General features: G+C 35.4%; 10 protein-coding genes, 1 tRNA gene, 1 pseudogene and 1 other annotated feature. Of the genes and pseudogenes, 3 read left to right on the top strand and 9 right to left on the bottom strand.

Features of this window, described 5'->3' with window-relative positions:
* Position 1: 1 nt before the first annotated feature.
* From BTM29_RS06335 to prdC, 8 genes and pseudogenes are all read right to left on the bottom strand, one after another.
* The gene (locus tag BTM29_RS06335) at positions 2 to 904 is read right to left on the bottom strand and encodes a sulfite exporter TauE/SafE family protein (RefSeq protein ID WP_076614815.1); all 903 of its coding nucleotides are present in this window, start codon (positions 902 to 904) and stop codon (positions 2 to 4) included.
* Between the two features lie 12 nt (positions 905 to 916).
* Positions 917 to 1933 (bottom strand): proline racemase family protein, encoded by a 1017-nt coding sequence (locus tag BTM29_RS06330; RefSeq protein WP_076614810.1) that lies wholly within the window; start codon positions 1931 to 1933, stop codon positions 917 to 919.
* Positions 1934 to 1951: 18 nt separating this feature from the next.
* Positions 1952 to 3226 (bottom strand): annotated as a pseudogene (gene prdD / locus BTM29_RS12955) (proline reductase cluster protein PrdD).
* Positions 3227 to 3288: 62 nt separating this feature from the next.
* Positions 3289 to 3534 carry a hypothetical protein gene (locus BTM29_RS13165; RefSeq protein ID WP_225972182.1) on the bottom strand — a complete coding sequence of 82 codons (246 nt, stop codon included), beginning with the start codon at positions 3532 to 3534 and terminating at the stop codon, positions 3289 to 3291.
* Positions 3535 to 3561: 27 nt separating this feature from the next.
* On the bottom strand, positions 3562 to 4014 hold the full coding sequence (locus tag BTM29_RS13160; RefSeq protein WP_225972181.1) for a glycine/sarcosine/betaine reductase selenoprotein B family protein: 453 nt from the start codon (positions 4012 to 4014) through the stop codon (positions 3562 to 3564).
* Positions 4014 to 4316, bottom strand: coding sequence for a CBO2463/CBO2479 domain-containing protein (locus BTM29_RS06310; protein ID WP_076614801.1), 303 nt, complete (start codon positions 4314 to 4316; stop codon positions 4014 to 4016). The genes BTM29_RS13160 and BTM29_RS06310 overlap by 1 nt, the downstream gene beginning before the upstream one ends.
* Before the next feature lie 27 nt (positions 4317 to 4343).
* Complete coding sequence (prdA, locus tag BTM29_RS06305) at positions 4344 to 6284, bottom strand: D-proline reductase (dithiol) proprotein PrdA (RefSeq protein ID WP_076614798.1); 1941 nt, start codon at positions 6282 to 6284, stop codon at positions 4344 to 4346.
* A gap of 22 nt (positions 6285 to 6306) precedes the next feature.
* A complete protein-coding gene (prdC, locus tag BTM29_RS06300) occupies positions 6307 to 7608 on the bottom strand; it encodes a proline reductase-associated electron transfer protein PrdC (RefSeq protein ID WP_192844211.1) in 1302 nt (433 codons plus the stop codon).
* A 251-nt stretch (positions 7609 to 7859) separates the two neighbouring features.
* On the opposite strand from prdC, the gene BTM29_RS12805 reads away from it, so the two are divergent.
* The 3 genes from BTM29_RS12805 (at position 7860) to BTM29_RS06290 (ending at position 11040) form a co-directional block, all read left to right on the top strand.
* A tRNA-Sec gene (locus BTM29_RS12805) sits at positions 7860 to 7956 on the top strand.
* A gap of 170 nt (positions 7957 to 8126) precedes the next feature.
* Positions 8127 to 8335: a binding site (T-box leader), on the top strand.
* A 46-nt stretch (positions 8336 to 8381) separates the two neighbouring features.
* On the top strand, positions 8382 to 9821 hold the full coding sequence (gene proS / locus BTM29_RS06295; RefSeq protein WP_076614792.1) for a proline--tRNA ligase: 1440 nt from the start codon (positions 8382 to 8384) through the stop codon (positions 9819 to 9821).
* A 160-nt stretch (positions 9822 to 9981) separates the two neighbouring features.
* Positions 9982 to 11040 (top strand): permease, encoded by a 1059-nt coding sequence (locus BTM29_RS06290; protein ID WP_076614788.1) that lies wholly within the window; start codon positions 9982 to 9984, stop codon positions 11038 to 11040.
* Positions 11041 to 11290: 250 nt separating this feature from the next.
* Here BTM29_RS06290 and BTM29_RS06285 read toward each other — a convergent pair whose 3' ends face one another.
* Complete coding sequence (locus BTM29_RS06285) at positions 11291 to 12700, bottom strand: C69 family dipeptidase (protein WP_076614784.1); 1410 nt, start codon at positions 12698 to 12700, stop codon at positions 11291 to 11293.
* Between the last annotated feature and the right edge of the window lie 47 nt (positions 12701 to 12747).

The raw sequence follows: 12747 nt of genomic DNA, 5'->3' as shown, positions 1-12747 counted from the left end.
TTTAGGCTTCTTCACTTTCGGCAGTAACAGCTTTATTTTTTTGCTTTAATCCTTGATATAACATTGATGCACCTGTGTATGTAACAACAACGATAATTAACCATGTCAATATGTATAAATCAAGGCTCTTAACAAAGTAAACCGCAATTGCAACACCAATAATTCCACCAATGGTAATACCAAGACTACCTTTACGACTGTAATTACCAGATTTAATGAATTCTCTACTAGCTATCGGCATTAATACTGCACATGACGTCATCATAATAGGAAAAGCCACTGCTGGACTCATTCCTAACATATAAACTAGTGCCATGCAAGGTGCGTATAAACCAACACCAGCTGTCATCAATGCCCCGAGGAAAAAGTTACCAACAATTGCAATAACTAAAGCAATACCATGAAGTCCAATAGATTTATTTCCTGAACCCAAAGCACTAAGAACTCCTAGCTGTGATAAAAGCATTAATACTGCTGTAACTACTAGTGCAATTCCCATAATAATTCTAATAATTTTTTCATCAAATTTATTCATTATTTTGGAACCAATCAATGATCCCAAGCCAGCTGCAATAACCATAGAAATTAATGTTGTTCCTTCTACTTTAATTGTTCTAGTAAACATAACTGCTTCAACAATTACCGGAATCGAACAAGCTACGGTTAATGTTCCTGGAATCAATTTGTCAGATTTCAAGTATTTAGTGATTTTGAACATTAATGTAGTTGGCGCATAACTACCAATTCCTAATGCATCAAAGAAATTGGCTATAAATCCAATTCCCGCTGCAACGGGAATACTACCATCCTTTACATCCTTATGCTTTATATAATCTCTACCAAACATTATGGCAACATATAAGAATAAGACGGCCAACGTAATCTGAACTATTCTTAAGACCATTACAATCACTCCCTATTTAAGTTCAAAACCATTTGTTAATGGATCTGTTGGATCAAATACCAAGTTATTAAATCCTGTAATCCAGGCTGAACCAGTAATTTCAGGAATTATGGCTGGGATATTTCCTGCCTTTGTCTCTTCTACCACACGTCCATAAAATTTGGTCTCTAAAATACTCTCATAAACAAATTTTTCGTTCATTTTCAACTTATCTTTACTGTACAATGTCGCTAATTTTGCACTTGTACCAGTACCACAAGGAGATCTGTCAACTTGTCCATCTCCAAAAACAACTACATTTTGAAGTGTTGATTCATCATCCTTTGGTTCACCATACATTTCAACTAAATCAACAGTCTTGATATGACTTAGTTCTGGATGCTGTACCTTTACTTGCTCATTAACCGCATGAAGAACTTTCATACCAACTTCAGCCAATTTTTGTTCATTATGTGTATCTATTTTTTCATTTACCTCTGATACAGGTAAAATTGCAAAGAAACTCCCACCAAACGAAATATCAAGTTTTATTTTACCTATATCAGGAACATCTACTTCTACATCTTTCTTGTATAAGAATGATGGAACATTTCTAAATGACACACTTTCAACTTCGTGATCACCTCGCAAATGAGCCACAGCACGTACTAGCCCAGCTGGAGTATCTAGGTTGACATTTTTATCCTTTGCACCAGGTTCAACATCAACCATGCCTGTTTCAACAATTGCCGTAACAGCAGCTATTGTATTATGACCACACATGTTTAAATAACCACCAGTATCCATAAAAACAATTCCAAAATCAGCTTCAGGATTAATCGGTTCCATTAGAAATGCTCCAAACATTTCGCTATGTCCTCTTGGTTCCAACATAATGGACGTCCTGATTTTGTCATAATGGTCAATCAAATATTGCTTTTTTTCGGCAATGGTATTACCAATTAATTTTGGCATTCCACCAGTAACAATTCTTGCGGCTTCACCTGCTGTATGTGAGTCGATTACTGTAATTGATCTATTAAATTGCATAATATTTTCCCCTTAGATTTAATGTACTTGTTGATTATCATGCCTCATTTTGAGCTTTAACAAACCTAGCGCCTTGTGAGAATCCTTTTCATTCAAATTATTCTCACCAACCACTTCTGTTTCTATTCCTTCACTAGATTTATTAATATCTAAAACAAATTTTGTATATTCATTTTCAACAACAAAACCAGCCTGTTTACCAATAAATTTAAGACCTACAACACTTATGCCTCTATCACCAATCTCAGTCATGGTATTCATGAAATCCACGTCAGAGTTACCCCAACCATCGGCTGAAAGTATTACTCCGTTGGTTCTCATGGCCTCTAACCAAATTGCACATCTTTTACCAACCAAATTTTTTAAATAATTATCTTGTGGAGTTCCTACTACTAGTACTCCTTGAAAATCTATATCAGGATCATTGGCAACAGTTCTTACTAGTGGATCCTGAAAATGGTGTAGTGTGGTTTCTTTAGTAGATGGTCCAATTCCCATTACTAATTACCTCCTAACATTTTTGCAATATAGGAAAAGATTCTTAATTGATTTTCAAACTAATGCCCTTATAGCCCCATCTCGATATTCATTAGCTGTAAGTAAAACAGGCATATTGTCCATATCAATAATAGAAATTCCTTTCTCCATACCACTCGGTTCCTTAGCAAACAAAATATTGTCATACATTGCGCCCTGTCCAGCAACCTCTTTTACAATTGCCACTTTAGGCTTATTGGGATTTGAATTATCGACATATTCAAAATCTTCGCTAGCCTCTCTACCACTGATCATTTTTAATTGATCTCTGATTGGCTGAATAAAGTTATCTGCTACTTTAAACACCATTTCGCTAGTTTCACGATTGAATTCAAAATCTTTCTTTAATACAACATTTAATAAAATAACCACATCATCAGAACTTGGTGTTCCATCTTGATCAAATTTTATTTTTTCATCCAGATATCCTTCGGATGATCCAAATTCATGAAGTTGAATTCCAGTCTCATCTGCACCTGTTAGAATTACACTTACACCGGTCAGCGTATGTGATAATCCACTTCCAATTTCTCCCAATACTTTCGTAGAGATTGGAATAACGTCCATAATTGTATTAATCCTAAAATGACAATCATTAGGATCTACCAATCTAACATCGAATAATTTTAATCGATCATCAATTTTATCCAACGGATGGTCAGGAATCTCCAAACTATTACTAGTCAAATGATAATCGGAACCAATTCTTACTGATTGAATGGAAAACGCTTTTATATTTAATACGTTTTTTTTCATATTAATAGCTCCTTATAAACAACAAAAGAAGAGTTGTTAAACCCTCCTTTTGTGTAGCTAAATTAAACCTTAGCTATATATTCATATGGTAAAGGTACAATCTTACCAGCTGATGGTATTTCAACCAGTTGCTTCAATGTATCTCTAACTATTCCAGTCTGCATTTCGATATTATGCGGTTCTCCAGCATTTGCTCCCATTGGTACACGAGGGGCAACGGCTCTAGGTGAACCACTTTGACGAACTACGGGAGGTAAAGCTGCTATTAAAATTGTTGGAATCCCAATGGATTCGATTGCTCTCTGCACGATCACGGCAGTTCTATGACAAGTTCCTCAACCAGCTGTCATGATGACGCCGTCAACATGTTCATCCTTTAGTTTTTGAGCAATAATTGGACCAGTTTCATTAGTGAAGACCTCTTGATCTCCACCTCCACCCATGAATCCATATTCAACGGGGGCAACACCTTTGATGTAACCTGTATCAGCTATTTCACGTAGTCTTGATAAAGGAAACATACAGTTAATATCTTTATTAACATCACTATTATCATATCCACCATGAGATACCATTAATTCATCATCTTTGGCATCCCAAGGAATTTCACGGAATGTTGTATCTCCTGCTAAATTAAATCTCTTATCTGTTTTTAAATGAACACCTGCTGCAGTGGCAATTGCAATATTCATATCTTTTAAATCTTTAGTTACAGGTGCCCAAACAGGTTTAGGAGTAATTGGAACAAATATTTCGGACTGTAGGCCATCATATTTTTTTAATACCATTATTCTTCCTGCCTTTCTTTGGTACGCTTTTTAATTTCGGCTTGATGCTTCTTATAGTCGGCAATAGCCTTAACGTATTTTTCATTAGGCTCTTCAGATAGGACTTCTGGATAAGACATTAGAAAACCAACCTCATGACCAACCTGTGGTTCATGTTCACAAATTAACATTCTCTTAGGTATTTTAAGTTCACCTAATCTACCTTTCAAATCAATAGATACTCCAGCATCTGTGACTTCAGTAATAATGCCTTCGTAGAGAGTTTCAGTTGATGCATAATTTAGCTTGTCAAAATTGTCCATATCTACTAAACCTTACTTTCTTGATAATTATTCCTTTTCGTAAATTTCTATTCTCTTTTTACTCTTAGGCATTGATTGTTCATTCTCAGCCATTTCAATTTTACGATTATCATGTTTTTCTATAACACTAATATTGGATTCTTTAACATTTGGATTCCATTTACGTTCAGCCTTTTCAATTTTTCCACCGGCCATCTTAGTTTCCAACATTGCAAGTGCTCTAGTAGCATCCTCTGGACATAAAGTATTATTTTCCAAAATTTCATTTTCAATACCTTGAGCAGATTTGTTATTATCAACCATTGCATCCATATATTTGTTACCAACAACTAAGGCACCTTGAACAGCACAATATGACATACCAACAACTGGGACACCACGTTTACCAATTTCTTCAATGTGCGATGCAAAATCAATATGGTTATTACCGAATCCTTCAGTTGTTACGATTGCTCCATCGATACCCATAGTTTCTACTAACATTCCAAGTCTCTTAGAAACATAGAATTTTTCAGTATTTGCTTGTGGTGATCCGACGAATACAACACCAACTAAATCAATGTCTTCATCATTCATGGCTTCTGTAACCATTGGTTCACGCCAATAATGACGAGAAGTTTCTTTTGATGCTGGTCCAATACATGTTAGGGCATGAATACCACCATCAAGAACTTCTAGTGGAGATAAAACAACGGGAAGATTACCAAGATCTACATTAGGCTTTGCACCAAGTGTACCCACTGGTTCAATAGGCATAATTAAATTATCATGCATGGCACCTTGTCCCATGATTTCTTTAACAATAACGACACGTTTTTGATTTGGATGACGTTTTTGTTGAAGTGTTTCTGAATGGTCAATTAAACCACTATCAACCTTTTTTAGTGCTTTTCTAATTTCTTCTGTAATAACGTCAGCTGCTTTGTGAGAGCTCAATGGTCCAACACGTTCCATGTTACGACCAGCTTCAATTGTTACCTGAGCCTTAATCAAGATATCTCCTTTATCTGGAGAACCTGGACGACCCCAAAGAATATTCTTATCTAATTCACCTTCTGATGATCCGAATTCACCAATCTGAACTCCATTTTCATCAGTACCGGTTAGCATGAACACTACTCCATCCAACACACGCGTTACGCCTGAACCAATTTCTCCGTCAGACTTACATGCTATTGGTTGAACATCCATGACTGTTTCACTATATTCATCATACTTGTCAGGTGTAATGATTTCTAAAGTCATATCTTTTACAAGATCTTCTGTTGCGACAGCATCTTTACAAAGTTCTTCTGGTGTTCTAATTGTAAGAGTTGTACCGTCAATTTCTGTCTTATCACCAAACTTAACTGTTTCAATTTTAAAATGGTCACGTTTTAATTCACGAACCACTTTTGTTTCAACTGTTTCATCATCTGATGAAACGTCATTATTTGATGTTGTATTATCCACTGAGACATCTTGAGTTTTATCAACTGTAGGTGCTATTGGATTTACTTGACTGGTTGCAATTCCTGATATAGGGACTTCAAGGTGAATACCTTTACCTTCCGCAATATCAATTTTAATAGAACCATTTGAACCACTTACTGTTTGTACTGCTGACGCAACCGGTGTTGCAGTTGCTGTTTGATCAACGCTTGAAGCTGCAGGTTCTTCAGATGATACTTCCTCTGTTTCATTAGATGTATCATCCTCTGCATCATCATTTGTACCTTGAATGTTATCAACATTAGCTGGTGTCAAAGGAATTAACGCATCTGTTGTTACCTTCAATGTTGCTCCAAGAACCTGTTCAATTCTTAAAACATCATCAGGTAGTTCCAAAAGACCAGAATCCACATAATCATCAAATAGTGAAGGATCCTCCAAATTTGGTGCTTCAATTGTAATTCCGCCTTCTGCTCTGCAACATAAGACTGCTGGATCCTTTGCATGATCCATTGCTGTTTCTTTAGTTATAGACATACCATCTTACCTCCCTTGAAAGTTATCTAGATTGAAAACTATCTGGAAGTTTTCGGTATAGTCTATGGCCTGCTGCTCTTAAAACGTGATCTGTTGAATGATAAACTGAAACTCCTACACGAGGAGCTATACCTGTAACGGTATTTGTTCAATCTTGACATGTTCCAGTCAATATTGTTTCAGCGCCTTCTTTTTTCATTCCAAGAACTGCATCAGCTTGCCCAGGACAAATCCCGGGTAGATTACACCGATATCTTCCATTTACTAAAACCATACGTTTGCAACGGCGGAAAGAAACTACTTCTCCACCCATCTTATCAACTATTTCTCGAAGACGTGGTTCTTGACCACCACACTCACACTCTAAAATTCCGAATTTTTTATGTACCACTGGATATGGCATTGCTACAATAAATCCACCAGTTGTTTTAGTAACTGGTGTTGATTCATCACCAGTATGACCAGTAAATGGACCACCAACTGTAATGTCACCATGTGGATTAACGTATCCACCAGATGCATCAATAAAGTGTTTTGCAGATAAACCAATAGGAATATTTTCAAAAACAGTCGATATTTCTTTAATACGACCATCAAGGGTAATATCCTTATCGATAAATGGCTTTCTTAATTCGATTGCTTCAGCAACACGTTTAACTGTTTCAACGTTTTGCACAACCGCATTAGCTTTACTTGGCAATTCACCAGGTTTCAAAATAACATCTAGTAATTGACGAACAACAACACGTTCATCTCCAGCTGGATACATATTTGTAAGAAATTTTACGTTAATATTAGGTTCGTTTTTACATGCCTTACCAAGTGCAAGAACAGCAGCGTGATGAATTTTCTTAACTGCAATATATCCCTCTTTGGCATCTGTAATTTCCATTAGATACTTCATGCCTCTAACTACTTGACCTGCATACTTCTCTTCTTGCAATGTATTGTGAGCAAGCAAAGGTTCACATTCAGCAGCATTAACTATAAAGTATCCTCCAGAAATTTTGCTCGAGAGTTTTACAGCTGTAGGAAATCCAGCACCACCGGCACCGACAACTCCTGCGTTAGCGATATCTGTTAAATAATCATCTGAATCAGGTATCTTTACAAAGTCTTCCATGTCTTGTTCTTCATCAGGATCCATAATAATTCGATCGTCTTCAATATCAGTAATGATACCTGTTAGACTACTGTGAATATTTGCTCCCAAACCATTTGGCTCTGCAATGAGCTCTCCTCTAAGAACATGCTGACCAACCTCGACAATAGGTAAGTCTGGTTTACCAACATGCTGTTTTAGTAAATATGTGACTTTTTCCATCATTTCACCCCCTTTCAATGAAATAGCGAATCATTTTTCTACTCGCAAGTTCATGGTATCACAATTGCAAAGCTTTTTTTACTAATTTTTAAGATTTCACAAAAAAATATCATTTTTTTTTTGCAATCGTTTTTATTGCTTTCATACCAGGAATCTTTTTTAAAGTGATTCACTATATACAAATAAAAATGTCTTATAATGGTCACAATATATCATTGACTTACTCCATCTTTGTGATAACATTATTTATTGGGAGTGGATAGGTTCTGGTGTTCCTTCTAGTCTTCAAAACTAGCATGAGGGGTTAATAGCTTCTTAGGTGGGTTCGATTCCCACACATTCCCGCCAAGTATATAAATTTGAATTGTTAAAAACAATTCAAAACTAAAAATTAAAGAAGGGACTATGTCAGAAGTACTTGATATAGTCTCTTTTTGTGAATGAAATTGTTAAACTAAATAACAAAATTTTCCATAATTAATACCTTGACAAAATATTAAATTCTTTATATTATACCCTTGAGAATATACATCTGGATTAATAGTAATCTGATCAATTGCAGAGAACTTGTTGTTAGCTGAAATACAAGTATTGACATCAATTACGAACCTACTAGATGATTTTTACCATTGCAATGATGGTACGCGTTTCAGCGTTATCGATTTGAGTGAATCTTTATATTAAGATTAATTAAGGTGGTACCACGGAAAACTGTTTCGTCCTTTTATGGATGAGGCAGTTTTTTTATTTTCAAAAAATTAGGAGGTTGCACAATGTCAAACTTACAAAAAGAAGATTTTTCAAAATGGTATTTGAGAACTATTCAAAATGCTGATCTTATGTCATACTCTCCAGTTCGCGGATGTATTATCTTTAAACCAGATGGTTATGAACTATGGGAAAGAATTCAAAAGCAGTTCAATAAGTATCTAGAAACACAGAAAATTAGAAACTCCTATTTCCCACTACTTATCCCTAAACATTTCTTTGAAAAAGAAGCAGACCATATTAAGGGCTTTGCTCCGGAATTACCTTGGGTAACTCAAGTCGGTGATGAAAAGCTTGAGGAACCACTTGCACTACGTCCAACATCTGAAACAATAATCGGTTCTTCCTTCAGCGATTGGATCCAATCATATCGTGATCTACCATATGAGGTTAATCAATGGGCTAACGTCTTTCGTTGGGAGAAAAAAACTATCCCATTTCTAAGAACATCTGAATTTTTATGGCAAGAAGGACATACTGCACATGCAAGTGAAGAGGATGCTCGTAATAGAACTATGAATGTTCTAGATGCCTATGCAGATTTAATCGAAAATTTTTTGGCCATACCTGCTTATAAAGGTCAAAAGACTCCTTCAGAACGTTTTGCTGGAGCTGTTGATACTTACTCTATTGAATCAATGATGAGAGATGGTAAAGCAGTTCAAGCCGGTACCTCACATTACTTAGGTAATAATTTTGCGAAATCATTTAATATTAAGTTTCTTGATAAAGATAACAAACATAAATATGTATTCACAACATCATGGGGAAGTTCAACCAGATTAATAGGTGCAATGATAATGGAACATGGTGATGAAAAAGGACTTGTATTACCCCCTGCAATTGCACCAACACAAGTTATATTAGTTCCCGTAGGCCCATGGCAAAAGAATCCTAAAATTATAGAACAATTGAACAATATTGAGCAAAAACTCAAGGATAAGAATATTAGGGTACAATTAGACGACTCTGATTCTTCACCTGGTTTCAAGTTCAATGATTGGGAATCAAAAGGAGTACCTATTCGTATTGAATTCGGACCAAGAGACCTTGAAAATAATCAAGTAACTATTAAATTGCGTGATTTGAATGATAAAGAAACTACACCTATCCTAGAAATTGAAGATTATATTTCCAATCAACTAAAATTAATGCAAAAACGTTTATTAGAATCAGCTCGCAAACGCAATAAAGAAAACGAATATTATAATATCGATACGCTAGAAGATCTTAAAAAACATATTGAAAAAAAGAAAGAAGAAAATAATACACCTGGATTTATTTTAATCGGATGGGATGGTACAGCTGAGACAGAGGCTAAAATAAAAGAAGAAACTGGATTCACGACTAGAAACATCCCCTTCAATCCACCAATAGAAAAAAAGATTGATATTGTCAGTGGTAAACCTGCTAAATATACAGTTTGGATTGCTCGGGCATATTAATCTGATTTAATATTAAGTACACTAAAAAAAAGTTAGACAAAATCATTTTGTCTAACTTTTTTTAGTTGCATCCCAAATCATCTTTAAAGATAAAGTTAAGAAGTTTATAATAATTACGTGTAAGGGCTTACATATTCTTTGAGGGAAGAAGGAAAGATGCATGGATACGAATATCTCGCATAATCGAAACAAACAGCAACTAATCTTCACTATTTTATTTTTTGCAATTTTAATTGCCGGTATATCTTATGTCAAATGGTGGCCATATTACCTAAAAGCAATTGCCGCTGCTTCAACACATTCAGTTGGTGACTCAATTATCGCAGGAGTTGGTACTGCCACTGGAGGGGTATCACTAAAAACTGGATTTTCATTTACTATTGCTTATTTCTTATCTGTTTGGAAAGCACTTGTTGTTGCACTTATCGTTGGTTCATTAGTACAAGTATTATTGCCTGTACGTTGGATTCGTCGTTATCTGGGTGGTACAAAGTTCAGAAATACACTAATTGGAACATTAATGGGTGTTCCTACCATGATGTGCACTTGCTGTTCTGCACCTGTTACTGTTGGACTAGCTAAATCAAAGGCTTCAGTAAATAGTATTATGGCCTTTTTCCTAGCAAATCCATTACTTAATCCAGCCACATTGATTTTTATGGGATTGGTATTAGGTTGGAAGTTCACATTTTTTAGAATTGTATTTGGTATCCTTATGGTACTTGGTATCGCTACTTTAGTAGGACGTTTAAGCACTAAAAAACAGGTTGAAGTCCCAAATGGTGTCGATTTCGACCCAGTGGAAGAAAATCCTGAAGGATTACTCAAACGTTGGTGGAAAGCATTTTACGTATTAGTAATTGATAGCATCCCTGCCTACGTAGTTATTGTTTTCATCTTAGGAACCTTTGAAGGTGTATTATTCCCAGCAATCCAAGGTGGACTTAGTGGAGGTGTCGGTGCTGTTATCTTATTTGCACTTGTCGGAACAATCTTCGTTATTCCAACTGCTGGAGAGATTCCAATCATCCAAGCATTAATGGCATTGGGCTTAACTGCTGGACCTACCGCAGCACTTTTAATGACCTTACCAGCCGTAAGTATTGTTTCATTAGCATTACTAAAACCAGTTTTTAGCTGGAAGAGTTTAGGTATTACTGCGGCCAGCGTCTTTGCCTTCGGTCTAGTAGCCGGATTAGTTGGTGCATTTATTTTATAGCCATATTTCAGAAATAGATTAAAGTTCGTTATGATCCCTTCATAATTATCAGATGAATTGTATTATTTTGTCTGGCAACTATGAAGGGATTTTTGCATGCTTAATTTTTGAATGGAATTTTAGATACCCTATAACATTACGAATTATTTATTTAACAATACAAAAAGTGCTCCATAATCATTAGATTTATTGTCTAACAATCAGGGAGCACTTCAACATAAACTTTATTAATAATATTCTATTAACTTAATTATCCTTTTAAATCAAAATGTAATTTCATTTCTGGTGAACCTAATTCAATCATGTTACCAAACAACGTTATTGTTCTATTCATTGCTTCAGTAGCAATTTTATCATTGGCGGCTGTTAAGTAATCAGCTATATTGTCTTGACTACCAATCCCCTTATCAGTTTCAATTTGAATATTTCTAAATTTAGCAACGGCCTCTAACTCAAAAGTATTACGAGAATCTTGATATAAATCATAATTATTATCGCCTAACAATCCCATGGCACGGCTTAACCAATAAATGGAGTTTGGATTGAAAACAGTTGGTGTGTCTCTATATACTGGTGGCGTATCGTTAACATTGGCATAGAACGGAACAATTGTGTTAAATGTATTAACTCCAAATGCTAACCAATGTATACCGGCAATGCTTTCAGGAACATTGTTTCTAATCTGTAAAATATGAAGACTGTGGTTACGATTTATTCCAACTGGACGAAACATCTTCTTTTCTTCATCTGTACCCATTAATCCATAAGCATCATATGGAGTGTTTTCATAATGAGTTCCTAACGCAAACTTTATATCCTCAATAGATAATTTCTTATTTGAATGACAAATAAATGGTAAATCCTGGTCTCTTGGGTCTTGTTCAATTTCTGGGTTAAAGCACTTTTGAATATACCATGCACGTGGATTATTATATTCTGAATCTCTTATGGTTGAACTACCAAAAATATGACGCAGGTTAGTACCATCCTTGTCAGGATTTAGATGATACTCATCAATCAATTCTCTCAAACCTGTTGAACACAGAGTATCTTCTGAATCAAAATCAAAGTCATCAATGTTCATTCTATTTGGTGCTACGACATATGCGTCATCAGGAATCTTTATAGCTGCCCAGTTATGGCCAGCTATTGTTTCAAGCCACCAAATCTCATCTTTATCTGCAAATGAAATACCATTTGGTTCATAAGTACCATACTTTTCAAGTAGGCTTCCTAATCTCTCAACACCTTCACGTGCGCTATGAATATATGGCAATACAATAACTTCCAAATCTTCTTCACCAATACCTGCCATATTATAAGGATCAACACCGAGTATTCTCGAATTAGTGGTAATTGTTTCAGTTGCTGACATTGCTACATTATCAGAATTTATTCCAGAAGCTCCCCAGATTCCTTCCGTCAAAATAGATCTTGGAGTTAAGGTATATTTCATAGGATTGTCAGGTAATTCAAGCTCTAATCCAGTAATTACTGACTTATAATTTTTCTTTTGATCTTCTGGTTTGATAACAATAAATCTTTGAGGTTCTATAGAACCGTGAGCATCGTTATCTCTAGCAATCATTGTAGATCCATCGATTGTTGCATCCTTACCAACTAACATTGCTGTACAAGAACCTCGAAATACTTTTTCCATAATTATTACACTCCTTAAATAATATATTTAAACTACGATAAGTAATA

The organism is Companilactobacillus allii (genome assembly GCF_001971585.1).
Lineage (GTDB): Bacteria > Bacillota > Bacilli > Lactobacillales > Lactobacillaceae > Companilactobacillus > Companilactobacillus allii.
This window is presented reverse-complemented; position numbering and strand designations above follow the sequence as displayed.